Here is a 24,516-nt window from a genome sequence, read left to right as displayed (position 1 = left end):
GTATGGGAGGGGCGGGCCCTGTCATCTCGACTGGAGCGGCCGCCAGCGCGGGCCCCTGTCATCTCGACTGGAGGTGCCGCCAGGCACCGGAGTGGAGAGATCTCTCGTCGGGAGATTTCTCGACTTCGCTTCGCTCCGCTCGAAATGACAAAGGGGCGCTTCGCCAGCTCGAAATGACAGAGGGGGCTTCGTGTCGAGTCTCCTGCTACTTGCGCGCGATGGCGGCGCGGGCCTTGGTAGCGATGCCGACGGCATCCAGGCCGTATTCTGCAAGCAGCTCATCGGGCTCGCCGCTCGTGCCGAACATGTCACGCACGCCGACGCGCTCGAGGGGCACGGGATGGTTCTCGCCGATGATATCGGCGACCGCCGAACCCAGACCGCCAACCGTGGAATGCTCCTCGCAGGTCACAACGCAGCCGGTCTTCTCGATACTCGCCAGCAACGTGGGCTTGTCGAAGGGCTTGACGCTGAACACGTCGATGACCTCGGCCGATATACCATCTTTCGCGAGCTCGTCAGCGGCGAGGAGCGCCTGCGCGACCTCGATGCCACCCGCAACGAGCGTGACGTCCGTACCTTCACGCAGCACGTACGACTTGCCAAGCTCGAGCACGGTGCCCTCTTCGTATACGGTGGGGACCTTGGCGCGACCAAGGCGGATGTAGAAGGGACCAGGCGTGGTTGCCGCGATGCGGACGGCTTGCTTGGCAGCCCAGTAGTCAGCCGGAATGAGCACGTTCATGCCCGGCAGACCACGCATGAGGCTCACGTCCTCGAGCATTTGGTGACTGCCGCCGTCCGGACCCACGGAGATACCCGCATGCGTCGGGGCGACCTTGACGTTGAGGCCCGCGTAGCAAACGGTATTGCGGATTTGATCGTAGCAGCGGCCCGTACCGAAGGCAGCAAAGCTACCGGTAAAGACGGTCTTGCCAACAAGCGAGAGACCCGCGGCAACGCCAATCATGTTCTGCTCGGCAATGCCCACGTTGACGAAGCGATTCGGGTCAAAATCTTGAAGCTTCTTGGTGGTGGTGGAGCCGGATAGGTCGGCCTCGACGGCCATGATGTCATAACCTTCTTTGACGAGCTCGACGAGCGTTTCGCCATAGCCCTCACGGGTCGCGATAGTCTGTGCCATGGCTACTCCTTCCCCTCAAGCTCGGCAAGCGCATCACGGGCCTGCTCTTCGTTGGGAGCCTTGCCGTGCCAGCCTGCCTGGTTTTCCATGAACGAGACGCCCTTGCCCTTGACGGTATGGGCAACGATGCAGACGGGCGACCCTTCGAGAAGCGTCGCCGTCTTGAGTGCGGTGATGACGGCGCTAACGTCGTGGCCGTCGACTTCGATCGTCTGCCAGCCAAAGGACTGGAACTTCGAGCTGATGCCATCGAGACCGGCGACATCGCGTACGTCACCGTCAATTTGCAGGTTGTTGTTGTCGACAATGGCGACGAGGTTATCGAGCTCGTAATGCGCGGCGAACATGGCCGCTTCCCAGACCTGGCCCTCCTCGATTTCGCCGTCGCCGAGCAGGGTGAAGACACGGCGCTTGGGGCCACCCTCGTTCTGGCGGTCGATACGCATCCCAAGCGCGACGCCCGCGGCAATCGAAAGGCCCTGGCCGAGCGATCCGGTCGAGACCTCGACGCCGGGAAGTTTCTTGGAGTCGGGATGGCCTTGCAGACGGCTGTGCAGCTTGCGCAGCGTGAGCAGCTCGTCGTCGGGGACGAGGCCAAGCTCGGCAAGCGCGGCGTAGAGCACCGGCGCGACATGGCCCTTCGAGAGGATGAAGTAATCGCGCTCAGGGTGCTGCGGGTCATCCTCGGAGTAGTTCATCACGCCGCCGAAGTAGAGCGACGCAACGATATCCGTGGCCGAAAGCGACCCACCAGGGTGACCGCTACCGGCCTCTTTAAGCATCTTGATGATGTTTTTGCGCATGTTGTTCGCACGCGCCTCGATCTCTTCCACAGACTCTTGGATCACGGATGCGCCCTCTCTTGATTGAGTGGTTTTTCAAGTCAGTTCATCATACTAGCTACGCGTTGAAAGTCGTCGAGAAATCTCCTCGAGCTTAGTGAGATTTCTCCATTACGCTGCCTGCGGCAGCTCCAGTCGATACGCCGCCTAGCTCGCTTCGCTGACGCGCCATTGGTGGTAGCCAACGACGAACTCGTCGATGTCGCCGTCGAAGACCGCGTCCACGTTGCCCGTCTCGACACCGCTACGCAGATCCTTGACCATTTGGTATGGGTAGAGCACGTAATTGCGGATCTGATTGCCGAAGGAAATCTCGTGCTTGGGGCCGCGCAGCTCGTCGAGCGCGTTGGCGCGCTTCTCCTGCTCGAGCTCGTAGAGCTTGGAGCGCAAAATGCCCATGGCCGTGGCCTTGTTCTGGAGCTGGGAGCGCTCGTTTTGACAGGTGACGACGATGCCCGTGGGCAGATGCGTGATGCGCACGGCGGAGTCGGTCGTGTTGACGCCCTGGCCACCGTGGCCCGAGGAGTGGTAGACGTCGATGCGCAAGTCCCCTTCGTCGATTTCGACCTCAATGTCATCGGGCAAAACAGGCAAAACCTCGACACCACCGAAGGTGGTCTGACGACGCTTCTTGGCATCCGTCGGGCTAATGCGTACGAGACGGTGCACACCCTGCTCGCTCTTGAGCATGCCGTAGGCGTTATGCCCGCTCACGGTGAAGGTCGCACGGTCGAGGCCGATAGCCTCGCCGGCAGGGGCATCGTTGACGGTGACTTTCCAGTTTTTGCGCTCGGCGTAGCGCGTGTACATGCGAAAGAGCATCTCGGTCCAGTCCTGGGCTTCGAGTCCGCCTTGGCCCGGATTGATCGTCACGATACAGTCACCGGAGTCGAGCTCGTCGTCGAACCACGAAGACAACTCGAGCGCGTCGGCATTGGACGTAAGCGTTCTGATGGACTCGATGACCTCGCCCTCAAGCTCGTCGTCACCCTCCATCGCAAGCTCGTTTGCCGTCTCGGCATCCTCGAGAAGCGAGACGGCGTTGTCGTATTCCGCAATCTCGTCACGCAGCGCCGCGGCCTTGCTCATGATTGACTGGGCGTGCTCCTGGTCATCCCAGAAACCCGCCTGTGCCGATTGACCTTCAAGGCCGGCGAGTTGCTCGCGCTTGTCGTCGATGTGCAGGTACGAGCCCATCTTCTCGATACGCTCGCGCAGTGCCGCGAGCTCCTGTGCGTGATTGTCTGCCATGCCCCGCTACCCTATTGATTGGCGCCGTGGCACTTCTTGTACTTCTTGCCGCTGCCGCAGGGACACGGATCATTGCGACCGACGTTTGCGTACGGATCGTCCTTGTCCTTCACGACCGTGCGCGGCGCAGGCTGTGCATTGCCCATGCTCGCCGATGCCGTGGTCTGCGATGCAACTCCCGCGGAGCCAGCAACCCTGCGCGTCGCATCGGGGATGTTCTCATCGGGTGCCGAGTACGAGACGCTGTTGAGCGTCTCCTGGTCTTCGGCTTGCTCGGGCTGCTCGAGGTTGACGTTGATCTGCAGGCGCAGGATCGTGCGGATGAAATCCTCGTAGATGGCCGCAACAAGCGCACTAAACGCGGAGTATGCCTCCTCCTTGTATTCGACGAGGGGGTCGCGCTGGCCAACGGCGCGCAAGCCGATGCCGGCACGCAGGTAATCCATCTCGGAGAGATGCGACATCCAACGCGTATCGATGACGCGCAGCATAACCTGGTTTTGCACCTGATCGAAGACATCTTCCGGAATCTGGCCCTTCTTGTCCTCGTAGATGCCGAGCACCTTCTCGGAGACGACGTCGATCATGCGCGTGGTGTCTTCCTGATGGTCAAGCTCGTCAAGATCGAATTCGATACCCGTGAGCTCCTTGAACCAGTTGTTGAGGCCCTCCATGTCCCAGTCCTCGTAGACATCGTGGCTGGGGCAGTACTCGTACACGGCATCTTCGACCGCGCCCACGATGAGCTCGGGCACGCGCTCGGCATAGCTCTTGCCGTCGAGAATGTCATTGCGCTCGGCGTAGATGGTCTTGCGCTGCTTATCCATGACATCGTCATATTCGAGGACGTGCTTACGAGAGGAGAAATGCATGGCCTCGACCTGACGCTGGGCGCTTTCGATACCCTTGGTGACCATCTTGGCCTGAATGGGCATGTCATCGTCAATTTCGGTGCGCTGCATGAGCCCGCTGATGCGATCCATGCGATCACCGCCAAACAGGCGCATGAGGTCATCCTCGAGCGAGAGGTAGAACTGCGAGGAACCCGGGTCTCCCTGACGGCCGGAACGACCACGCAGCTGGTTGTCGATGCGGCGCGACTCGTGGCGCTCGGTGCCGATGACGGCAAGTCCGCCTGCATCGCGCACGATACGGGCCTCTTCGGCGCAAATCTCCTTGGCCTCGGCGAGCGTTGCCTCCCATTGCTCGTCCGTGATTTCGTCCTCCTCGACGCCACGCTGGGCGAGGATGTCACGCGCGAGATACTCGGGATTGCCGCCGAGCAAGATGTCCGTACCACGACCGGCCATGTTGGTGGCGATGGTGACGGCGCCGGCACGTCCGGCCTGTGCGACGATGTTGGCCTCTTGCTCGTGGAACTTCGCATTGAGGACCGAGTGCTTGATGCCGCGCTTGGAGAGCAGCGACGAGAGACGCTCGGAGCTCTCGATGGAGATGGTGCCGACCAGACAGGGCTGCTGATGCGCGTGGCGCTCCGCGACGTCGTCTGCAACGGCGTTGAACTTGGCATCGACCGTACGATAGACAAGATCGGGCAGCTCTTCGCGGATGACCGGCCTGTTGGAGGGAATCACCTCGACAGGAAGCTTGTAGATGTCACGGAACTCGGCGTCCTCGGTCTTGGCCGTACCGGTCATGCCCGAGAGCTTGTCGTACAGACGGAAGTAGTTCTGCAACGTGATGGTGGCCATGGTCTGGTTCTCGGCACGCACGAGCACGCCCTCTTTGGCCTCGATTGCCTGGTGCAGACCTTCGGAATAGCGACGGCCCTCCATGATGCGGCCCGTGAACTCGTCGACGATCTTGACCTCGCCGTTTTGGACGATGTAGTCCTTGTCGCGATGGAAAAGGAACTGCGCCTTGAGTGCCTGGTGCAAATGGTTGGAAAGCTGACCGGAGATATCCGAGTAGATATCCTCGATGCCAAGCAACGACTCGACATGTTGGAGACCCTCGTCCGTCGTGGAAATGGTACGCTTGGCCTCGTCCATCTCGAAGTCGACGTTCTTGACGAGGTGCTTGACCGCGTTTGCGAACTTTCGATAGGTGTCCGTTGACTGCGAGCCGGCTCCCGAAATGATGAGCGGCGTGCGCGCCTCGTCGATAAGGATGGAATCGACCTCGTCGACGATGGCGAAGGCGTGGCCGCGCTGCACACGCGAGTCGGGATTGACGACCATGTTGTCGCGCAGATAGTCGAAACCGAACTCGGCATTGGTGCCATACGTGACGTCTGCATCGTAGGCAGCCTTGCGAGCCTCGGTCTTGGTGCCGTTCTGGATGAGGCCGACTTCCATGCCCAGGAACTCGTAGACCTGCCCCATCCACTCGCTATCGCGCTTGGCCAGGTAATCATTGACGGTGACGATGTGCACGCCCTCACCTGGGATGGCGTTGAGGTAGCCGGCAAGCGTCGAGACGAGCGTCTTGCCTTCGCCGGTCTTCATCTCGGCGATCTGACCCTCGTTGAGGACCATGCCACCGATGAGCTGCACGTCGAAGTGGCGCAGGCCCAGCGTGCGCACCGATGCCTCGCGCACGACGGCGAATGCCTCGGGCAGCAAGTCCTCAAGCGACTCGCCATCTGCGTAGCGCTCGCGAAACTCGATGGTCTTCTCGCGCAGCTCCTCATCGCTGAGCTGGGAGATTTCGTCTTCGAGATAGTTGATTTCGCCGACTCTATTGCGAAATGCCTTGATTTCCTTGCCCTCGCCAGCCGAGAGCAGCTTAGAGAATATGTTTGCCATGATTCATGCCTTTATTTTTCTGAAACGATATTGGCGTCCGTACTACTTTAGCACAGGTCAGTAGCGCCCCTTCCTGACGAGTGGGGAACAAACGCATGCCCATAGAAGCCACACATCGCGCACGCGCTGTCTCCATCCTAAAAGGTCAGGGTGCCTTTTGGACAAGCGCTGCCTCCAGGCGCAAAAGCTCGGGATCGGTGGTCACGAGCGCATTGTAGAGCTCGCGCGTCTCGATGGATGGATCAAGACCAAGCGTTTCCTGCAGGTAATCACGACATGAGAGATAGGTCTTGATCGCCGGACAACGTTGGCCCGAGGCAATCTGCGCCTTCATGAGCGCACGGTACACGTCTTCGCGCGTCTGCTCTTCCTCCATCGCCTTGCGCGCGAACCACAGAGCGATGCGCGTATCGCGTACCCGCAAGGCACAGTCCGTCGCCGCGACCATGGCATCGACATAGAGCGCACGGTAACGATCGCGCTGGGCGTTGATAGCTCGCACGCTACGCTCGCTGGGCACGAGACCTCCCCGGTAGAGGGCTTCGATCTTTGCATAGGTGTCGAGCAGGTAGTTCGCGTCGTGATCCGAGACGAGCAGGTGCCGCGCGAGCTGCTCGAACTCCGCGACATCAGAATGCACGTAGCGCGGATCGATGCGGCAGAACTCGCCATTGCGTTCGAGGTAAGGCGCCTCCCCCACGATCGAGATGCAGTTACCCCAGACGGTGTAGAAGTTATCGAGCGCATGCGTGCGCGGCAGACCGGGCCATATCTGCTTGAGAAGGTCGTCACGCGGCACATCGCGGCCGTGGTTGAGGACGAGCAGGGAGAAGAGCGCGCGGGCCTTCTTGCGCCACTTGCCCTCGCTCAGATAGCGCTCGCCAATGGTCACCTCGAACCCGCCAAGCAAGCGCACGTACATCTCATCACCGGTCTTGTTGACAACGTTGGGTTTGGGGACGGACTTTCCGGCATTTTGCGCAGAGAGCCCCTGAAGCTTCCACGGTATCGATGCGGACTCCCGACCGCAGCAAGTGGCAAGCATCTCGAGCATGTGGGCAGCACCGTCGAGAACCTTGGCGTCGCGACGGTCCACGACGGGGCCAACCAGCCCAAAGTACCCCGACCGCCACATGTCGCAGACGAGCATCGCCTCGGTGAAGCTCGTCACGCCGCGCCTGCGCATTCTGAGCACCGCATCGCAACCGAGGTCCTGGACCAGATGTCGCAGATCGGGACTATCGACATGTGCGAGCACGTGCAAGGCGACACCGAACGCACGCGAGTTTCCGAGCATGTCGGCATGCTCGGTGAACAGCGCTCCGAGCTGTCGAGCACGCTGCCTGCCTGGTGCACGGCGTCCCTTGCCATACCGCGGATCGCTCTCGGGATCATCGAGGCAAAACGCGCGAGCAAGCTCGGCATTCGTACAGGAGTCGAGCACGCTCGTGATAAAGGAGAGCTCATCAGGCGCCTTGATCTTCGGCGAAAGCTCGTAATGCGTGGTGTCGATAATCGCATTCTCGTCGAATTGGGCAAGCGCGATGCGAGCCGCGACACTCGCGGCATCTGGTTTATCGGCCGATTTCTGCATGGCGAGAACATGTTGCGCGATATGGCATGCCTCGCGCGCATCTCCCGACAAGCCGGATACCCACGCGTGAATCACCTGCAGTATGGAGCTGTTTGCATACGTTGCCTCGGGGCAACGGTCAAGTAGCGTCGAGACAAGATGTATCTCGCCCGCATCGAGAAAGTCCCAGCCCCGCTCGACAAGCCACGCGGCGCATCGTTCGTCGTTGCAGAAGGCATCGATGATGATGGATCCACGTCGCAAATCACCGCGTTTGAACAGCGCCCCGAGCACGCGCTCGGACAGCGAATGGTTGCCTTCGAGCACGATGGCTTCGAGCTTGTTGGCGAGAATCGCGTGTCTGAGATCGGCCAGCTCGAAATCCGCGACCTCGAACACGCCGGATACCGTATCGATGCCGAAAACGGGATAGTCACGCGCAAGCAGCGCGATGTCCTCGCTCCTGAGCGTAATCCCGATGCCGTCGAGATCACGCATGGTGCCCGTCTTGAACAGGAGCATGGCAAACATGCCGCGCACGAGATCGAGCGGGAGACGCTCGGAGAACAGCCCCTTGAGGCACTCCTGCTGGGACAGCATGTTTGCGCCCCAGATAACCGAAGCCGCACGTCCAAACAGCAGTTTACCGGCATCGATCCAACGCTTCTTGCCGAATGCGCGACTGCCGCCATCCTGCTCGGTCACCTGCCGCGGAGCGCACTCTTGCTCGGTTGCAAGCAGTTCGACCGCGTGTATGGAAAAGCAATCGGCCTGCAGGGCGCTCAGAACATCGCAAGAGGGCAGCGTCGTTGCGATGACCTCGATGCCCGCGTAGAGAGCCGCATCAACGTGCCGAGAGAGGGCATGGGCGCGTTCTTCGTGTAGCCAGGGTATGTTATCGAGAATGACGAGGCTTGCGCAGACATCGCCTTGCCTCACGATCATGTTCTCGTCTCTGTCGAGCGCGAGCAAAAAATCAGGGCTTGCGGCATCAATCCAGGTAACGGAGGTGTCAGGGAAGAGGCGCTGCGCATACTCGCGCGCAAGCTCCGTCTTCCCGAAGCCGTGCGGCGCCATGATGAGGCGCAGCGCATTGCGGTCTTGCAGCATCGCCGAAATGAGGGCATCGCGTTTGACGTGCGTCCCCAGAAGCGTCGAGGCCTGCAATTCTGCCGGATAATCGAGCGAGAGATCCTCCCCTGCCTCTTCGGATGTCTCGAAATCAAACGTAAGCTCCTCGGCCATAGCGCATTCCCCCTCAGAACAGTGCTTCGCATACGAGGGTGATGGTGCGCGACAGCGCCGAATCGGGCACGCAGATGACCGCGATTGCACAGATAAGCAGCAGTATTCCGCAGCTTGACAGCAGGCATGACACGGCAAGCAACATGCGCGGCTGACGCGACGTACGCTCGCTTTGCCCCTCGGGAGCCTCTTCATGCGAAAACCGGGAGAGGCGTGCCATGACGGCTTGGGCGCTTTCGTGTGAAGGCGCAGGCGGAACCTCGATGCTCATCATTACTCCTCGCTATTGCTCTTGCGAGGAAGCAGGGTACCCGCCCTCGTTGTCACGTCTCTACAAAATCATCTCGACAAGATATGGCTTTTCTCAAACCATGATTTCGATCGGCCGTCCCTACTCCACGACAGCGCTGATTTCGATATGCAAGTTCAAAAGCCGGGCGCCCTTGACATCGATGAGCACGTCGCGGCTTATCTTCTTGAATGGGTCCTTCTCCGGCACATCACGTTCGATCAGCTCGCTGGACGCATCGTCGCCAAGGTCCAGCTGCAGGCCAGCGCGCTTCGCCGTCTGCCAGCGGCCCGATTCGGCAAGATGCAATACATCGGCGCGCGTGTTGTCGCGCTCGATGAGCCTGCTCAGCTCAATGCTGACGTCAACGCCGGTTTTTCCGTAAATGATGTTGTGGATTCCGCAATACAGAACAAGAAAGGCAAGGAACGGATCACCTGCCTGGCGGTGCGTGCAGACGACGATAAGCCTGAGCCGCTCCGGATGGGGTTCCTCCTGAAAGAATCTCTCGAGCCCGACGGCCATGTCATCGGCATCTATGAAGTGCGCTTCGTCGATGATCGCAAGCGTGCCACCTGCCACAATCGTGTTGTGGAGCACGTCTTCGAGTGCGCCTTCCTGGTGCGGGTTAAAGCGCAGGTCAACATCATCCCCAAGCACTGCCGTGAAGTATCCGCTCCGCTCGTGTGTCGTCAGAACGACCACGTCGTTCGATGTGCGCCTCTTCTCCATCTGCCCCATCCCCCTCATGATGACGCAAACCTGCCCGTTGTACGCCTCCTTGCCTTATAATCCGCTCTGCGCATAACCGTGTGATGCCACTATGAGACAGGAATGTAGATGACTGGTAGACCGCAACGAGAGAAACCCAAGGAGACGATCCGGGCCGCCGTAAGCGAGGACATCTACGCTTCTGTGTTACCACTGCTCAAGAACGATACGTTGACTTTCGCGAGCGTAAGCCAGCTTGTCGAGACCATTATCTTTCTATCCGAGCACATCTACGTGGCAGAACCCGATGATAGCTTCGTCATCGGTTTGGTGCGGCTGCGAGCGGACAGGGTTATCGACCAGATCAGGAACCCTCGGCTCATGGCCTCGCGCTACATACACGTCACCCTTGACGTGGACGCGGTGGGCTTTCTCGATTTGCTTGTGCGCAAGTATCCCATGCTCTTCAGGAATCGCAGCGAGGTCATAGAGCTTCTGCTCCTCAACATCGGCGAGGAGTGCGGCACGTCAAATGGCACGCGGTATTATGCCAGCAGATTGGCAGAGGTGCTCAGCCTGCATCCCGTACACAAGCGATAGAAGGTCGCGAGCTACTTCTCGTTCTCGAGACGCTTCTTGTGAGCGGCGACGATCTGCTCCGAGCGCATGCGCAGCGTGCCCGATGCGTTCTCGGAATCGAACTTCATGCGCTGGGCGAGCGCGGAGCTCGTGGCAAGCGAGATGTTGCCCTCGGCAAAGGCGACGAGCTGCATGAGCATGTCGGTGAACTCGGGGTTGCCGTGATAGCACTGGATGGCCTCGTCGATCTGCGTCCAGACCTCTTCGGAATTGTCGACCGACGCGCTGCCGTAGCCGCAGAAGAAGTGGAACGCGGCCTCGCGCACGAAGCCGTTCGTCTCGTCATACAGCGAGTCCTCCGCCGCAACGAGCACGTCCTCGTCATAGCGCTGGCCGGCCTTGCCCATCTGGTCAAGCGCATGCAGAACTTCCCAGCGCGTCTGTGCTTCGGGCTTGGTCAGGCCACTGGCGATGTCATCGGCATAGGGAAGCAGAACGCTTGCGTCCTTGTCGGCGATGAGCGCGACGGTCGAGGCGGCCTTCTGACGACGAATCCTGCTTGAACCGGCTATCTCCTGCGCGAGCGCATCGACAAGACTCTCGTCGGTAAGCGCCTGCTCGGCCAGCTCCTCGCGCTCCTCTGCCGTACCAATCTTCAGTTCCTCTGCCATACGAGCACGCCCTTTCGCTTCTCGTTGCTTGTCTGCCTAGTCGTTGTAGAACGTCTGCACCTGATCGATCTCTTCGACGACTTCTTCTTGCACTGCCTGCTCGCGCTCGTCCATGGAAATGTACGAACGCGTGCTGTTGATTGCCTTGTACGCGGGGCGAATGATGCGCTTGCCCTCGACGATTTCCTCGAAACGGTGCGCTGCCCAGCCAGCCATGCGGGCCGTGGCGAACAGTGGCGTGTACAGCTCCTCGGGAATGCCGAGCATCGTGTACACGAGGCCCGAGTACATGTCGATGTTGGCGCAAATCGCCTTGCGCGAGCCGCGCGCTTCCTCGAAGAGCTCGGGGGTGAGACGCTCGATGGTCTCGATGAGCTCGAACTCCTGCTGGTACTCCGTGCCAGCCGCGAGATCGCGCGCGTACTTCTTGCAGATGACCGCACGCGGATCGCTCAACGTATAGACAGCATGGCCCATGCCATAGACGAGGCCGCTATTGTCGAAGGCTTCCTTCTTGAGGACGCGCCGCAGGTAATCGGCAATCTGGCCCTCGTCGCTGATGTCACGCACCTGCTCCATGAGATCACGGCGTTGCTCGCTGACCTTGATGTTTGCACCGCCATGACGCGGTCCTTTGAGCGAGCAGATGCCACCGGCGTATGCCGAGTACGCATCGGTGCCGCTCGAAGTGAGTACGCGCGTGGTGAAGGTCGAGTTATTGCCGCCGCCGTGCTCGGCATGCAGCATGAGCATGATGTCGAGCATGCGCGCTTCCTCGGCCGTGTACTGCATGTCGTGACGCAGCATGTAGAGAAAGGTCTCTGCAGTCGAAAGGCCCGGCTTGGGCGGATTGATGTACATGGGGCTGCCGGGAACGGTGCGTTGGCGACTCGCCAGGTAGGACAGGGCAGCGATGCGCGGCAGACGGCTCAGGAGCTGAACGGCAACCTCGATCTCGTGGCGCTTGTTGATGGCATCGATCTCGTCTGCGCCATCGGCGGCGTAGAGCATGAGCACGCTGCGCGCCATCATGTTCATGACGTTCTCGGAGGGGTAGTTCATGATGAGGTTGTTGACGAAACCATCCGGCAAATTGCGATAGCCGTCGATGGCGGCATTGAAGCGCTCGAGCTCGGCACGCTTGGGCAGATCGCCCGCTATCAGGAGATACGCGAGCTCCTCATAACCCGAGCGGCCCTCGGTGGCAGCGGCATCGACAAGGTCCTCGATGTCATAACCGCGCAGGGTCAGACGTCCCTCATCGGGCACGCGCACGCCCTCGTCCGTGAGATAGCCATGCACGTTGGATATCGACGTGATGCCAGCCACGACACCCGTGCCATCGGCATTGCGCAGACCGCGCTTGACGTTGAAGTGGCTATAGTAGCTTTGGTCATAAACCGCTATAGGCGCCGAAGTGCTGAAAGACCTCGGATTCCTTTGAATCTGACACGTGTTGCTCTTTCGCTTAGCATGCGCATGCGTGCTGCGCAGGGATTTGCAATGTAAGCGGCTATTATACTCCAGCATGATGCAGTGCCGGTAACGGGAACGTGACATGTGGGCGAGCCTACAGCTCGCGGCGGATTCGATGGCGCGGGCCGAGCGTGACCTCATCGGCATATTCGAGCTCCCCACCCACGGGAAGGCCGCTTGCCAAGCGCGTCACGCGAATGCCCAGCGGCTTGATGATGCGGGCCAGGTAGCTCGCCGTAGTCTCGCCCCTCGACATCGGGGTTCGTGGCGACGAGCACTTCCTCGACAGCCTCGGGAGCCCAAGCGCGCCATAAGGTCGGCAATGTGCAAGTCCTCGGGCATCGAGCCTTCCATGGGATTGATGACGCCGCCAAGCACGTGATAAAGGCCCTGATAGATTCCCGTACGCTCGATGGCCTCGACGTCGCGCGGCTCGGCAACGACGCAGATGGTCGCAGCCTCGCGCTGCGGGTCCGAGCAAATCGCGCAGAGCTCGCCCTCGGCGAAGTTATGGCAACGCGGGCAAAGATGAATGGCCTTCTTGACGTCGACGATAGCCTCGGCAATGCCAAGCGCAACCCTCATCATCGCTAGTCAAGAGCCAGTTGAGTATGCGCTGCGCGGACTTGGGGCCAATGCCCGGCATGCGCTCGATCTCCTCGAGCGCATGTTGAATGGAAGCTTCCTTCTTCATGTGCGGCTAGAAAAGCCCGGGGATGTTCATACCGCCCGTGACGGCGCTCATGCGCTCCTCGACCATCGCCCTGAGCATCGGCGATGCCCTCGTTGACAGCGGCAACGATCATGTCCTGCAGCATCTCGACGTCCTCCGGGTCGAGCGCCTCAGGGTCGATCTCGATGCTCTTGATACGCAGGTCGCCATACACGGTCGCAGTGACCATGCCACCGCCAGCCGTTGCCTCGACCGTCTCGCGTGCAGCCTCCTCTGCACGGCCTGGATCTTGGCCTGCATCTTCTGAGCCTGCTTGAGCATCGCCTGCGGGTTCATTCCTTTAGCCATTGTGGCTCCTTATTCCTCGTCGTTTATCTCTTGTACTTTAACACCCTGCTCCGAATGCGGAGAGGGCGTCGGCAAAATCGGCTGGCATCTCATCGACAGGAGTTGCCTGCTGCTCAGCCACCAGACTTTCGAAATATCCATCGTCTATCGGCGGGACATCATCGGCAATGCTCACGGGAGGCTCGCTCGTCAGCGGCGCCGGTTGGGCAGATAAGCCCGAGAACGACCCGATCTGGCAGCTGAAGTGCACCTCATGGCCAAGCACCTCGGCAAAGGCCTTGTTGATGATGGCCTTGGCATCGGGGCCGTTCACGATGCCGCATCTGGAAGTCAGAGCCCGTAGGGAAGAGTAGCTGGTACTGCCCATCCTCCGTGGATAGCGAAACGCACCGAAAGCAACGCGCCCGTGGCCGCGTCTTCGCGCTTGACCACGGAAAGCAAGGCGGCAAGTAGGCGTTCGGGTGACATGTCGGCCGCAGGGGAGATTTCTCGACTGCGCTCGCTGTCGCTCACTTCGCTCTCGAAATGACAGAGGGGGACGCTTCGTCCGCAAGGCTGTCATTTCGACCGGAGTCGCCGTAGGGCATCGCCTCATTGTCATTTCGACCGGAGTCGCCGTAAGGCGACGGAGTGGAGAAATCTCCCACGCTACTACCCGCAGTAGGCGCTGGCTGGGATTTCTCGGCTGCGTTCGAAATGACAGGTGCTGCCGCCATCGATGGGCCTGAGCTCGAGAGCCTCGAGTGCGTTCGGCAAGCGCCTCGAGCGTAAGCTCGCTATCAGGACGCGTAAGGCGCGTCATCGCAATCTCGACGCTCAGGCGCGCATCGGCGGAGTTGCGTAGCTCTGCGACGAGCGCGCCGCAGATATCGAGCGCACGCGCGAGGCGGTCGACAACCGCCGAACTCGACTGCCTGCTGGCGATAGCGCTCGAGCTGAGCAGCCGTGCAGGCAACAATACCGTTCTCGCCGCCGGTAATAGCCGTCACATAGAGGTTGCGCAGGTGCGAAGCAAGGTCGCGCGCAAACTGCGCGAGGTCGACGCCGCGGCCCACGAGGTCGTTAATCCAGACGAAGCACGACGGTGTGTCGCGTCGCACGATGTATCCCGCAATCTCGAAAAGCGCTGCAATGTCGATCTGGCCGAACATGCGCGTCGCTTCGTCGAGCGTGATCTTGCCCTCGGTATAGACACCGACTTGCTCAAGCGCCGTCGTGGCATCGCGCATGCCACCGGCAGATTTTGCAGCGATGAACTCAAGTGCTTCGGGCTCGTATTCGAAGCCCTCGCCCTTGCTAATACGCTCGAGATAACCCACGATCTCCTCGACGGAGAAGCGGCGGAAGTCGAAACGCTGGCAACGGGACTGGATAGTCTCGGGGACCTTATGCGGATCGGTCGTGCACAGCACGAAGACGACGTGCTCGGGCGGCTCTTCGAGCGTCTTGAGCAGCGCGTTGAACGCCGCCGTCGACAGCATGTGCACCTCGTCGATGATGTAGACCTTGAAGCGACCGCGCGTAGGAGCAAACCCCACACGCCCGATGATTTCCTCGCGCACGTTGTCGACACCCGTGCGACTTGCGGCATCGAGCTCGAAGACGTCGGGATGCGTACCCTGCGCGATCTCGAGGCATTGCGGGCATGCGCCATCAGGCTGACCGTTTTGGGCCGACTCGCACAAGAGCGCCTTGGCAAGCAGACGCGCCGACGTGGTCTTGCCCGTTCCGCGCGGTCCGCAGAACAGGTACGCATGGGCAACTGCGCCCTCCGAGATGGCGTTGATGAGCGTCTTCTCGACATGTTCCTGGCCGACGACATCGGCGAACACCTCGGGACGATACTTGCGATACAGCGAAAGAGCCATGAATCCTGCCTTCGTTCAACGATAAGCTTGCGGAGATTCTAACCCCACGGCGCCTCAGTTTAGCATTCTGTCACCTTGTCGAAACGCGGGTGGGAGGCGAGACGGCATCCCGCTGCGCGCCTTTTTCCGCCGGCGCGTCAAGTTATGCGAGCTTTGGCACGTCGGATGTGCCAGAGGTCGGCGGTTTTGGCAGATGCGGCAAGTTCAGGGAGATGTGGCACATGGGAGGTGCCATAGCTCGGGATTCTTGCCAAAGCAGGACAAATATGAGACACATTGGACAGGTACATCTGTCTCGATAGCGTCCCAGCAGCAGTCTACTCGGCGTCCGCCTCTTCCTGCTGGCGCTTTTTCTGCTCATCTTGGCCTTGATGAGGCCGGCAACGGTGGGGATAAACGAGATGACCACGATGCCAATGATGACAAGCTCGAAATGGTCCTGGACAAAGGGCACGCCGCCGAAGAAGTAGCCCAGCAGCGTGAACAGGCACACCCAGGTGACACCGCCGAGTACGTTGAACAGCGTGAAACGCCCGAAGTGCATCTCGCCCATGCCTGCCAGAAACGGCGCAAAAGTGCGGATGATCGGGAAAAAGCGCGTAAGGAATACGGCAATCGAACCATACTTGTCGAGCATGGCCTGCGTCTTTTCGATGCGCTCGGGCGTGAGCGCCTTGACGCGACCACTTGCCACGATAGCCTGACCCACCTTGCGGCCAATCCAGTAGTTGGAGGTGTTGCCCAGGATGGCGGCAATCGTCATGAGAATGATGAGCACGAAGATGTTGAGGCCGCCACCATCGGCCGCGAAAATGCCCGCGCAGAAGAGCAGCGAGTCGCCCGGCAGAAACGGCGTGACGACCAGGCCCGTCTCGACGAAGATGATGAGGAACAACGGTGTGTAGACCCACACGGGACCCAGTTCGATGATCCACTGCGCGATGAATCCACGCGGATCACGTAGTAGGTCGATGAAAAACTGTATTACTTCCATTGCTCCCTAACTCACACAACAAGTGCGCCGTATGGACTTGGGCGCCCACCAGAGGCCCCTTATGGCTGCTTCCTCCCGGACCTGACCAGGTTCGGGACATGATGCCGCCCAAGCCCATGCGACGCACTCGCAAGCGTTGGAACATTGTAGCGCTTGATGGCAATGGAGATGCGTAAAATACATGTAAAGTGGCTGCCTACTCGACAGCAGCGTCACCCTCGGCCACCGCGCCATTGGCCGATGGCTCGGCATCGCCATTGTTCGAAACCTTATCGAACACGGTGGTCTTCGTACCACCCGCGCCATCGCTCTCGTCGAGCGTGAGCTGCTGACCGTTGTTGCCGAAGCTATACTTTGCCTCGCCTGTCGCATCGCCCGACTTGTAGGTGATGGTCTTGGAACCAGGGTCGATCGTGTAGTCAAAGGTGTTGCCGACAAGCTTGAACTTATCCCCCGAGAAGACGACCGTGACCTCTGTGTCCTTGATCTTCCACTCGCCCACGAGCTCGTTGGCATCTGACGACCCGCATGCCGCAAACGCGAACAGGCAGGTACAGGACATGATCGCCGCGATAAAGCATGCGATAAGGCGTTTTTTAATCATGTCGTGCTCCCTTGCTTGGATCGTCACGTACGAATCGGGCTAAGTGTACCCGTAGACTTAGTCTTCGTCCTCGTCATCGTCAAAGGACAGAAAATCGTCATCTGACTTTGACGCGGGCTTATGCCGCTCGGGGAAGAGCAACTTGGTTCGACGCTCGAGAATGATGGCAATCAGCAGAAAGAGGAGCAGGCCAACGCCAATGATGAGGAGAACGCCCCCCGTCAAACCAAAGTATGCGAAGTATTCGTCGAACATGCTCTCTCCCAGCTAAAAGTCACGGGTCGCATGGTACCGCAAAACGCGCCGTGAGAGGTATACTTGCTCGCAACACATTTCGAACGGCACAACGCGCGCACGCACAGGAGGAACAATGCTCGACATTCGCTTCATTCGCGAGAACCCCGACGCCATCGAAGAGGCTCTGAAGAATCGCCATGCAAAATGGGATTACGACGAGTTCCGTCGCCTCGATGAAGAACGCCGCGAAATCATCCAGAAGGTCGAGTCCCTCAAAGCCGAGCGCAACACCGTCTCCAAGCAGATTGGCGTCATGCTCAAGGAGGGCAACGCCGAAGAGGCCGAAAACGCCAAGATTCGCATGCGCGACGTCGGTGACGAGATCAACAATCTTGATGGCGCCCTCGTGGCTATCGAGGAAGAGCTCAACGGCCTCACCTATTCCATTCCCAACATTCCCGGCCCCAACACGCCCATCGGCGATGACGAGGACGATAATCCCGAGGTACGCCGCTGGGGCACGCCGCGCGAGTTCGACTTCGAGGCCAAGGCGCATTGGGACCTCGGCCCTGAGCTCGGCATCATCGACTTCGAGCGTGGCGTGAAGCTCGCCCACGCGCGCTTCTACGCACTGCATGGTGCCGGTGCCCGCCTCGAGCGCTCGCTCATCAACTTCATGCTCAACGAGCACATCAAGTGGGGGTCGACCGAGTGGTGGGTTCCCGCGCTCGCGAACAAGGAGACCCTCACCGGCACGGGCCAGTTGCCCAAGTTCGAGGAAGACCTCTTCAAGACGACCGAGGGGCTCTACCTCATCCCCACGGCCGAGGTCATGCTCACCAACCTGCATGCCAACGAGGTGCTCGACGGCGCGGAACTGCCCATCCGCTACTGCGCATACACGCCATGCTTCCGCGAGGAGGCGGGCAGCGCCGGTCGCGACACGCGCGGCATCATTCGCGTGCACCAGTTCGACAAGGTCGAGATGGTACGCTTCGCCAAGCCGGACGAATCCGACGCCGAGCTCGAGAACATGACCTCCTGCGCGGAGAAGATCCTGCAGGAGCTGGGCCTTCCCTATCGCGTCATCAGCCTGTGCACGGGCGACCTCGGTTTCTCGGCCCGCCAGACCTACGACCTCGAGGTGTGGTTGCCGAGCTACGGCGCCTACAAGGAGATTTCGAGCTGCAGCAATTGCGGAGACTTCCAGGCACGTCGCGCCAATATCAAGTTCACCGACGAGAACGGCAAGAAGCACTTCGCACACACGCTCAACGGCAGCGGCCTTGCCGTCGGGCGCACGATGGCCGCCATCATCGAGAACTACCAGAACGCCGATGGCACCATCACGGTTCCCGAGGCACTGCGTCCGTACATGGGCTGTGACGTGATAGCCGCGCAGTAGAACGAAGGAGCGCGTCATGAACATTATCGTCGTGGGCTGCGGCCGCGTGGGAAGCCATTTGGCGACGCTGCTTTCCGAAGACGGGCATAACGTCTCGGTCATAGACCGCGCCGCCGATGCGTTCAAGAACCTCGGACGCGACTTCAACGGCCGCATCGTGCGCGGTATCGGCTTCGACGAGAGCGCCCTCATGGACGCCGGCATCGACGAAGCTGACGTCATTGCCGCCGTCACGAGCAACGATAATGCCAATCTCATGATCGCGGAGGTTGCACGACGCATCTATGAGGTCCCGCATGTCATCACGCGTCTCTACGAGGCGCGTCGCGAGAAGACCTATGCGCAGCTTGGCATTGACTTCGCCTGCGGAACAACGCTCGTAGCCGAGGAGATCTTCTCGAAAATCCAGTCGGGCCATGGCCATCACATCGACACCTTCGGCAGTTACGAGCTAGCACGCTTTGCCTTCAACCTCGAAGATGACACCACCATGTCATGCAGCGAGCTCGAGAAGGACTACGATGCGCGCGTCGTCGCCGTCGAGCATGACGACGAAACCATCCTCCCCTCGCAGGATACGATTCTGCATGATGGCGACGTGGCCATCGTTTGCGTCGCCCGCGAGGACTTCGGCCGTCTTTCGCGCTTTATCAGGAGCTGATCGCATGTTCATCGTCATTAGCGGTGGGTCAACCACGGCAGAGTACCTCATCTCGATGATGCTTGAGCAAAACCACCGCATCACCCTCATCGAAGAAGACCGCGAAACCATCGATCACCTTGCCGACACCCTGCCGCCCGAGGTGCTCATCATCGAAGGCGACGGCACCGATTCTGCCGTGCAGCTCGACGCCGGTGTCGATGACGCCGACCTCTTCGTCGCGCTCATGGGCCATGACGAGACGAATCTCGTGGCTTGCGAGATCGCCATGACCGCGTTCAACGTGCCGCGCTGCATCGCGAACGTCAACAACCCCAAGAACGGCCGTATCTTCCACGAGGTGGGCATCGAGCCCGTTTCGTCGACCGAGCTCATTGCGCGCATGGTCGAGGAGGAGGCCATCGTCGGCGATATGCGCATGGTGTTCTCGCTGCGCGAGGGTGACATCGTGATGGTCGAGACGAAGCTGCCCGCCAAGATGCGCCACAAGGGCGGCGTGCGCGTGGCCGACATCCCCTTCTCGCACGATACGCAGCTCATCGCCGTCATTCGCGATGACGAGTTCGTGATGATCACGGGCGATACGGTGCTGTATCCGGGCGAGACCATCATCGCCGCAACCAAGAGCGATGCCGAGGAAGAGTTCCGTAACATCATCAGACATCTATAGAGCGAGGAGATTTCTCGACTCCGCTTCGCCCCGCTCGAAATGACAGAGGGGGCATCCGCCCGCTCGAAATGGCAGGGCGTCCGCTACCTCGGGGTTTCGGAAGTTGCTCTGGAATCAGTCCGGGATTGCTCCTGATTTAGTCCGAAAACGTACAGATTGTCGGGGTGGTTGGCTCGGTGCCATCCGTCGCATAGTCATGTCTCCAAAACCGAAGGCTTCGGAGGAGAGATGACCAAGCAACGAAAACAGGCGCTCATCGCAGGAGCATGTGGCATTATCGCCGCACTCTGCGTATTTGCCTATACGGCAACGATTCAGTCCGAGGCGTCCATGGCACGTGCGTCGGCGATTCGCAGCTACGGCGGGGAGCGCGCCGAAGTCCTCGTGGCGAACAAGACGATTCCCATCGGCGGCACCATCGACGAGTCCAACACGAGCGTGCAGGAATGGCTGGTCGATTTTCTGCCCCAGGGGCAAGCGGCACAGAGCTACGAGGAGCTTCAGGGCCTCGTCGCGCAGACGGAGATTCGCGTGAACGAGCCCGTGCTGCTCGAGCGTGTCGGTGATGGCTCATCGCGCATCACCGTGCCAGACGGCCTGGCAGCTGCAAGCGTCGCATCCGATGACGTGCTCGCAGTAGGTGGTGCGATACGCGCCGGTTCGGTTGTGGACGTCTACGTTGAAGCCTCGTCAGGAGAGATCACGATGCTCGGCGAGCATATCCTCGTCCTTGAAACGAGCACGCTCGAAGACAGCAAAGAGAAGCAAATCTCCTGGGTCACACTTGCCGTCAAACCCTCGAGCGTGAGCGACCTCATCGCAGCAGCCTCGAAGGGAACCATCCACTTCGTCCTACCTGGCAACAGCGCGGCAAACCAGGGGGACTGACATGAGAGACATGGTATCCAGCACATATTCCGCGCAGGGCACGCGACGTGCTCCGCTCATCACGCTCGTATCGGCAAGCGGCGGCGTTGGCAAGAGCACAATTGCGCTCATCATCGGCCACCTAACAGCGGCACATGGCATCAAGACCGCCATCGTCGAGGGTGACCTGCAATTCGGCGACATGGGCTTCTGGCTCGGCCTCGATGTCAAGCTCTCCTCGCTCGCGCAGGGCGAAGGTTGCATTCCCGTCCCCATCTCGGCACAACTCGACCTTTTCAAAGCACCCGTCTTGCCCGAGGTCGCCGAGGAGGTATCGGATGCGGTGGCCCGCGTCGTCGAAAACGCCCGGGCAAACTATGATCTCATCATCGCCGATACCGGGCAATTCTGGTCGGGGCTCACGGGCGAGCTCCTGTGCAATTCCGAGCTTGTGCTGCTCGTCATGGACCAGCGCAGGGCATCGGCATACGGCGCCATCAAGGCACTCGAGCTCTGCCAGCGTCTCGGCATCCCCCTCGCGCGCATCGCGCACGTCTTCAACCGTGCCTCGGGAATCCCCCGCAGCGAGATAGACCGCATCGAAGGCTCGCTCGGCTGCGATGAGCTCTTCAGGCTCGCGGACGGCAAGGCATCGGTCGAAGCATTCGTTGGCATGAAGCGCATCGAGGAGCTCATCGAAGACGCAGCGGCGCCCGTGCCCGATGTCGAACAGCTTCTCGCCAGGCTCCTCCCCCGCATTGGCGTCGAGTTCTCGCCCACCGAGCGCAGGAAGACGAGGCGATTCTTCGCATGAAACTCGGCGATTACATACGGCAAAGTCCGCAAACTGCGGCAGACGAGGCGCTGGGCGCAGTCTCCGAGAAGATTCACGCGCACCTACGCGAGTTGCTGTACCGCGAAGTCCCGAGCGAACGCATCGCGCAGCTTCTGAACCAGGGACGCGAGCATGCGCGACAGGAGCTCGCCGTCTGCATCGAGCAGATTCTGAGCGCGCATGATTTCGCACCCATGAGCGACATCGATCGTGCCGTCCTCATCGAGCGCACGCTCGACATGGTGCTCGGCCTGGGTCCCATCGAGAAGATGCTCAAAGACGACTCGATTACCGAGATCATGGTCAACGGGCCTCACTCCGTCTTCTTCGAACGCGACGGCATCGTATGCAAGAGCAGCGAGCGCTACGATTCCGAAGAGCAGCTGCGTCTCGTCATCGACCGTATCGTCTCGCCACTCGGCAGGCGCGTCGACGAGCAGTGCCCTCTCGTGAACGCCCGCCTTCCAGAAGGGCACCGCGTCAACGTCGTCATCCCTCCCCTCTCGATGAGCGGAAGCACGCTTACCATACGCAAGTTCCGCAAGCGCTCCTTCACGCTTGACGAGCTTGTCGGGCTGGATGCGCTTACGCCAGAGATGGCGCAGCTGCTTGCCTGGGCCATACGCGCGCGCAAGAACATCGCTGTCTCGGGCGGCACGGGCGGCGGCAAAACAACGCTGCTCAACGCACTTTCGCGCCTCATCCCCTACGAGGAGCGCGTCATCACGATCGAAGATAGCGCCGAGCTCAGGTTCGACCAGCACCCACACGTCGTCCGGCTCGAAGCGCGGCTTGCCAACGCTGAAGGCCGTGGCATGGTCACCATACGCGACCTCGTCACCAATGCGCTGCGCATGCGCCCTGACCGCATCATCGTTGGCGAGTGTCGCGGTGCCGAAGCGCTTGACATGCTGCAGGCCATGAATACGGGGCATGACGGATCGCTCACGACCCTGCATGCCAACTCGCCCGCCGAGGTCATCCCGCGCCTCGTGATGATGGTTCGCTATGGCATGGACCTCCCCGTCGAAATCATCGAGGAGCAGGTCGCATCGGCACTCGACCTCATCGTGCAACAGGACCGTCTCTCGGGCGGCAAGCGCCGCATCACGCAAATTGCCATGCGCGGCAGAGACACCGGATCTGCACGCAAATGCCAACGCTTCACGCCAGTCGTGCACTGGGACCGACGCATGCAGCGCTACGAATGGAGCGATTTGCCTGCATGGATCGAGGAGCTTCCCTTCATGGATGTTGCGGGCGAAGAGGAGGTGGCGCAATGGGTGCAATCAGTGCGATGCTGCTGATCGCAAGCATGATCGCAGCTTTCCTTTGCGTCCGGAAAGCCGTGCCTTTGCTCGCGCATCTGCGGCGTACCCTGCCGCTCGCGCACGTTGACAGGCGGCTCGTGCTCGAGGGTGCCAAAAGCCGCATCGCCTCGACCAAACTGCTGGCTCCCATCCTGGGAAAAGCCCGTGAAAAGAAGCGTGCCGAAGAGTTGCAGAAGGGCATGCCCGAGCTTCTGCGCCTGCTCTGCATCGCGCTCGACTCAGGGTCATCGCTCGTCATGGCGCTGCGCTACGCGGCGGACAACTGCGACGAGCCCCTCGCCGGCGAACTCAAGCGCACGGTCTGGGATCTCGAATCTGGCCAGGGCTTCGACGAGGCGCTCGAGAAGCTGCGTGGCCGAACAGGCGGTTCGGAGTTCGCGTACCTGGCCGTCGCCATGGAGATTCAGCATCAGTCCGGCGGCAGCCTCACGACCATACTCCAAAACGTCTCGGCGTTGCTCCAGCAAGCCGCAGAACTCAAGGAAGATCTGCGCACCAAGACCGCACAGGGACGTCTATCGAGCCGCATCGTCGCCCTCATGCCCTTTGCGCTGCTCGGCATTCTCTCGGTCTTCTCGCCTGGATATCTGACGGGATTTCTCGCATCCCCGCTTGGCATATGCCTTTTCGCGCTTGCGATGTTGCTCGAGGCGACAGGCATACTCCTCGTGCGACGTGCGCTTGCCATCGACTTCACGGTCGATCTCGAGGAGATGGTATAGATGCTTGCCGTCCTGCTTCGACTCTCTGCATGCCTGCTCGCCTGCGCGTGCGCATGCCTCTGCGTGCGGCTTGCCTGGACGCGTATCAAGCTCGTGGCACAACCACAGCGAGCCGTGAGCATCGAAGACATTCTGCGTGATCCCACCCTGAGCTTTCTGGTGTTTTGCGGCGCAGGCATCGTCATCTCCTACGCCACATCTCTCGGGTTGCTCGTGCCCTGCATCGTCCTCGCCTATGTGCTCTCGCGTCGCGCGCCTACCATGCTCGACGCACGACGGGCACGCGAGCTACGCAGCGCCTGCGACGAGCAGGTCGACGTGATGGCAGACATTGTCGCCATGGGCGTGCGTGCCGGCCTGTCCTTCGATGCGGCGCTCGACTTGTACTGCGCCAAATTCGATAACGCGCTCGCTTATCACATGCGCGAGACACAACTCGAATGGAAGAGCGGATTGGCTTCGCGCAAGGAGGCCCTGGCCGCGCTCTCGTCCCGCATCGACTCGAAAGCACTCAAACGCTTCTCCGAGACGTCCCTGCAGGCCATCCACCACGGTTCCCCACTCGCCGACATGCTGGGGCGCTTCTCCGCCGACGTTCGACAGCAAAGACGTGCCGCCATCGAACGCCAGATTGCAAAGGCGCCAGTCAAGCTTCTCATTCCAACGGGAATATGCATTCTGCCCGCCATGCTCATCTTGGTCATGGGGCCGGTGCTTCTCCAATTTGTCCAGACAGGTTTCTAGAAGAGAGC

The 24,516-nt window shown here is 60.5% G+C and carries 23 protein-coding genes, 1 other RNA gene and 3 pseudogenes; 9 read left to right on the top strand and 18 right to left on the bottom strand.

The window, feature by feature from the left end; translation table 11 throughout:
• Nucleotides 1-205: 205 nt before the first annotated feature.
• The 7 genes from OIM11_02000 to OIM11_01970 all read right to left on the bottom strand — a co-directional run bounded on the left by OIM11_02000 (nucleotide 206) and on the right by OIM11_01970 (nucleotide 9,844).
• Nucleotides 206-1,144 carry a transketolase family protein gene (locus OIM11_02000; protein HJI99918.1) on the bottom strand — a complete coding sequence of 313 codons (939 nt, stop codon included), beginning with the start codon at nucleotides 1,142-1,144 and terminating at the stop codon, nucleotides 206-208.
• 2 nt (nucleotides 1,145-1,146) lie between these two features.
• Nucleotides 1,147-1,992, bottom strand: a complete 846-nt coding sequence (locus OIM11_01995; protein HJI99917.1) for a transketolase — start codon at nucleotides 1,990-1,992, stop codon at nucleotides 1,147-1,149.
• 141 nt (nucleotides 1,993-2,133) lie between these two features.
• On the bottom strand, nucleotides 2,134-3,237 hold the full coding sequence (gene prfB / locus OIM11_01990; GenBank protein ID HJI99916.1) for a peptide chain release factor 2: 1,104 nt from the start codon (nucleotides 3,235-3,237) through the stop codon (nucleotides 2,134-2,136).
• Between the two features lie 11 nt (nucleotides 3,238-3,248).
• Nucleotides 3,249-6,005 carry a preprotein translocase subunit SecA gene (gene secA, locus OIM11_01985; GenBank protein HJI99915.1) on the bottom strand — a complete coding sequence of 919 codons (2,757 nt, stop codon included), beginning with the start codon at nucleotides 6,003-6,005 and terminating at the stop codon, nucleotides 3,249-3,251.
• 145 nt (nucleotides 6,006-6,150) lie between these two features.
• A complete protein-coding gene (locus OIM11_01980) occupies nucleotides 6,151-8,823 on the bottom strand; it encodes a hypothetical protein (protein HJI99914.1) in 2,673 nt (890 codons plus the stop codon).
• A 13-nt stretch (nucleotides 8,824-8,836) separates the two neighbouring features.
• Complete coding sequence (locus OIM11_01975) at nucleotides 8,837-9,094, bottom strand: hypothetical protein (protein ID HJI99913.1); 258 nt, start codon at nucleotides 9,092-9,094, stop codon at nucleotides 8,837-8,839.
• A gap of 120 nt (nucleotides 9,095-9,214) precedes the next feature.
• A complete protein-coding gene (locus OIM11_01970; GenBank protein ID HJI99912.1) occupies nucleotides 9,215-9,844 on the bottom strand; it encodes a hypothetical protein in 630 nt (209 codons plus the stop codon).
• Nucleotides 9,845-9,952: 108 nt separating this feature from the next.
• Between OIM11_01970 and OIM11_01965 the strand changes: the two genes are divergently transcribed.
• Nucleotides 9,953-10,423: a hypothetical protein gene (locus OIM11_01965; protein ID HJI99911.1), complete on the top strand. Its 471-nt coding sequence runs from the start codon at nucleotides 9,953-9,955 to the stop codon at nucleotides 10,421-10,423.
• 11 nt (nucleotides 10,424-10,434) lie between these two features.
• On the opposite strand, the gene OIM11_01960 is transcribed toward OIM11_01965, so the two are convergent.
• From OIM11_01960 to OIM11_01910, 11 genes and pseudogenes are all read right to left on the bottom strand, one after another.
• Nucleotides 10,435-11,073 carry a hypothetical protein gene (locus OIM11_01960; protein HJI99910.1) on the bottom strand — a complete coding sequence of 213 codons (639 nt, stop codon included), beginning with the start codon at nucleotides 11,071-11,073 and terminating at the stop codon, nucleotides 10,435-10,437.
• A gap of 36 nt (nucleotides 11,074-11,109) precedes the next feature.
• The gene (locus tag OIM11_01955; GenBank protein HJI99909.1) at nucleotides 11,110-12,633 is read right to left on the bottom strand and encodes a citrate synthase; all 1,524 of its coding nucleotides are present in this window, start codon (nucleotides 12,631-12,633) and stop codon (nucleotides 11,110-11,112) included.
• A gap of 10 nt (nucleotides 12,634-12,643) precedes the next feature.
• Nucleotides 12,644-13,243 (bottom strand): annotated as a pseudogene (gene recR / locus OIM11_01950) (recombination mediator RecR).
• 6 nt (nucleotides 13,244-13,249) lie between these two features.
• Nucleotides 13,250-13,570: pseudogene (locus tag OIM11_01945) on the bottom strand (YbaB/EbfC family nucleoid-associated protein).
• A 37-nt stretch (nucleotides 13,571-13,607) separates the two neighbouring features.
• On the bottom strand, nucleotides 13,608-13,883 hold the full coding sequence (locus OIM11_01940; protein ID HJI99908.1) for a hypothetical protein: 276 nt from the start codon (nucleotides 13,881-13,883) through the stop codon (nucleotides 13,608-13,610).
• A 17-nt stretch (nucleotides 13,884-13,900) separates the two neighbouring features.
• On the bottom strand, nucleotides 13,901-14,083 hold the full coding sequence (locus OIM11_01935) for a hypothetical protein (protein HJI99907.1): 183 nt from the start codon (nucleotides 14,081-14,083) through the stop codon (nucleotides 13,901-13,903).
• Between the two features lie 266 nt (nucleotides 14,084-14,349).
• Nucleotides 14,350-15,438 (bottom strand): DNA polymerase III subunit gamma/tau, encoded by a 1,089-nt coding sequence (gene dnaX / locus OIM11_01930; GenBank protein HJI99906.1) that lies wholly within the window; start codon nucleotides 15,436-15,438, stop codon nucleotides 14,350-14,352.
• A gap of 349 nt (nucleotides 15,439-15,787) precedes the next feature.
• Nucleotides 15,788-16,432, bottom strand: a pseudogene (locus OIM11_01925) (VTT domain-containing protein).
• A 25-nt stretch (nucleotides 16,433-16,457) separates the two neighbouring features.
• Nucleotides 16,458-16,553, bottom strand: an RNA gene (gene ffs, locus OIM11_01920) — signal recognition particle sRNA small type.
• Nucleotides 16,554-16,628: 75 nt separating this feature from the next.
• On the bottom strand, nucleotides 16,629-17,036 hold the full coding sequence (locus tag OIM11_01915; GenBank protein ID HJI99905.1) for a hypothetical protein: 408 nt from the start codon (nucleotides 17,034-17,036) through the stop codon (nucleotides 16,629-16,631).
• Nucleotides 17,037-17,093: 57 nt separating this feature from the next.
• Complete coding sequence (locus OIM11_01910; GenBank protein ID HJI99904.1) at nucleotides 17,094-17,291, bottom strand: hypothetical protein; 198 nt, start codon at nucleotides 17,289-17,291, stop codon at nucleotides 17,094-17,096.
• Nucleotides 17,292-17,406: 115 nt separating this feature from the next.
• Here OIM11_01910 and serS point away from each other — a divergent pair, with 115 nt between their 5' ends.
• The 8 genes from serS (at nucleotide 17,407) to OIM11_01870 (ending at nucleotide 24,508) form a co-directional block, all read left to right on the top strand.
• Entirely contained in the window at nucleotides 17,407-18,678 is a 1,272-nt protein-coding gene (gene serS / locus OIM11_01905; protein ID HJI99903.1) for a serine--tRNA ligase, read from the top strand.
• 16 nt (nucleotides 18,679-18,694) lie between these two features.
• Nucleotides 18,695-19,339, top strand: coding sequence for a TrkA family potassium uptake protein (locus tag OIM11_01900; protein HJI99902.1), 645 nt, complete (start codon nucleotides 18,695-18,697; stop codon nucleotides 19,337-19,339).
• A 4-nt stretch (nucleotides 19,340-19,343) separates the two neighbouring features.
• The gene (locus OIM11_01895) at nucleotides 19,344-20,009 is read left to right on the top strand and encodes an NAD-binding protein (protein ID HJI99901.1); all 666 of its coding nucleotides are present in this window, start codon (nucleotides 19,344-19,346) and stop codon (nucleotides 20,007-20,009) included.
• 228 nt (nucleotides 20,010-20,237) lie between these two features.
• Complete coding sequence (gene cpaB / locus OIM11_01890; GenBank protein ID HJI99900.1) at nucleotides 20,238-20,897, top strand: Flp pilus assembly protein CpaB; 660 nt, start codon at nucleotides 20,238-20,240, stop codon at nucleotides 20,895-20,897.
• A 1-nt stretch (nucleotide 20,898) separates the two neighbouring features.
• A complete protein-coding gene (locus tag OIM11_01885) occupies nucleotides 20,899-21,690 on the top strand; it encodes a hypothetical protein (protein ID HJI99899.1) in 792 nt (263 codons plus the stop codon).
• On the top strand, nucleotides 21,687-23,018 hold the full coding sequence (locus OIM11_01880) for a CpaF family protein (GenBank protein HJI99898.1): 1,332 nt from the start codon (nucleotides 21,687-21,689) through the stop codon (nucleotides 23,016-23,018). Before OIM11_01885 ends, OIM11_01880 begins: the two co-directional genes overlap by 4 nt.
• A complete protein-coding gene (locus tag OIM11_01875; protein ID HJI99897.1) occupies nucleotides 22,991-23,764 on the top strand; it encodes a type II secretion system F family protein in 774 nt (257 codons plus the stop codon). Before OIM11_01880 ends, OIM11_01875 begins: the two co-directional genes overlap by 28 nt.
• Entirely contained in the window at nucleotides 23,765-24,508 is a 744-nt protein-coding gene (locus OIM11_01870; GenBank protein HJI99896.1) for a type II secretion system F family protein, read from the top strand. It begins immediately after the preceding gene.
• Nucleotides 24,509-24,516: the final 8 nt, after the last annotated feature.

The organism is Coriobacteriaceae bacterium (assembly GCA_025992705.1).
Lineage (GTDB): Bacteria > Actinomycetota > Coriobacteriia > Coriobacteriales > QAMH01 > QAMH01.
The sequence above is the reverse complement of the archived record's forward strand: the minus strand, read 5'-3'. Positions and strand labels throughout refer to the sequence as shown.

Excerpts from the sequence above, each read along its gene's own strand:
- OIM11_01965 (HJI99911.1), top strand. The coding sequence starts at position 9,953 with ATGACTGGTAGACCGCAACGAGAGAAACCCAAGGAGACGATCCGGGCC.
- OIM11_01975 (HJI99913.1), bottom strand. The coding sequence starts at position 9,094 with ATGAGCATCGAGGTTCCGCCTGCGCCTTCACACGAAAGCGCCCAAGCC.
- prfB (HJI99916.1), bottom strand. The coding sequence starts at position 3,237 with ATGGCAGACAATCACGCACAGGAGCTCGCGGCACTGCGCGAGCGTATC.
- OIM11_02000 (HJI99918.1), bottom strand. The coding sequence starts at position 1,144 with ATGGCACAGACTATCGCGACCCGTGAGGGCTATGGCGAAACGCTCGTC.
- cpaB (HJI99900.1), top strand. The coding sequence starts at position 20,238 with ATGACCAAGCAACGAAAACAGGCGCTCATCGCAGGAGCATGTGGCATT.
- OIM11_01895 (HJI99901.1), top strand. The coding sequence starts at position 19,344 with ATGTTCATCGTCATTAGCGGTGGGTCAACCACGGCAGAGTACCTCATC.
- OIM11_01955 (HJI99909.1), bottom strand. The coding sequence starts at position 12,633 with ATGTCACGTTCCCGTTACCGGCACTGCATCATGCTGGAGTATAATAGC.
- secA (HJI99915.1), bottom strand. The coding sequence starts at position 6,005 with ATGGCAAACATATTCTCTAAGCTGCTCTCGGCTGGCGAGGGCAAGGAA.
- OIM11_01910 (HJI99904.1), bottom strand. The coding sequence starts at position 17,291 with ATGTTCGACGAATACTTCGCATACTTTGGTTTGACGGGGGGCGTTCTC.
- OIM11_01900 (HJI99902.1), top strand. The coding sequence starts at position 18,695 with ATGAACATTATCGTCGTGGGCTGCGGCCGCGTGGGAAGCCATTTGGCG.
- OIM11_01885 (HJI99899.1), top strand. The coding sequence starts at position 20,899 with ATGAGAGACATGGTATCCAGCACATATTCCGCGCAGGGCACGCGACGT.
- serS (HJI99903.1), top strand. The coding sequence starts at position 17,407 with ATGCTCGACATTCGCTTCATTCGCGAGAACCCCGACGCCATCGAAGAG.
- OIM11_01875 (HJI99897.1), top strand. The coding sequence starts at position 22,991 with ATGGGTGCAATCAGTGCGATGCTGCTGATCGCAAGCATGATCGCAGCT.
- OIM11_01870 (HJI99896.1), top strand. The coding sequence starts at position 23,765 with ATGCTTGCCGTCCTGCTTCGACTCTCTGCATGCCTGCTCGCCTGCGCG.
- dnaX (HJI99906.1), bottom strand. The coding sequence starts at position 15,438 with ATGGCTCTTTCGCTGTATCGCAAGTATCGTCCCGAGGTGTTCGCCGAT.
- OIM11_01970 (HJI99912.1), bottom strand. The coding sequence starts at position 9,844 with ATGGAGAAGAGGCGCACATCGAACGACGTGGTCGTTCTGACGACACAC.
- OIM11_01880 (HJI99898.1), top strand. The coding sequence starts at position 21,687 with ATGAAACTCGGCGATTACATACGGCAAAGTCCGCAAACTGCGGCAGAC.
- OIM11_01960 (HJI99910.1), bottom strand. The coding sequence starts at position 11,073 with ATGGCAGAGGAACTGAAGATTGGTACGGCAGAGGAGCGCGAGGAGCTG.
- OIM11_01915 (HJI99905.1), bottom strand. The coding sequence starts at position 17,036 with ATGATTAAAAAACGCCTTATCGCATGCTTTATCGCGGCGATCATGTCC.
- OIM11_01980 (HJI99914.1), bottom strand. The coding sequence starts at position 8,823 with ATGGCCGAGGAGCTTACGTTTGATTTCGAGACATCCGAAGAGGCAGGG.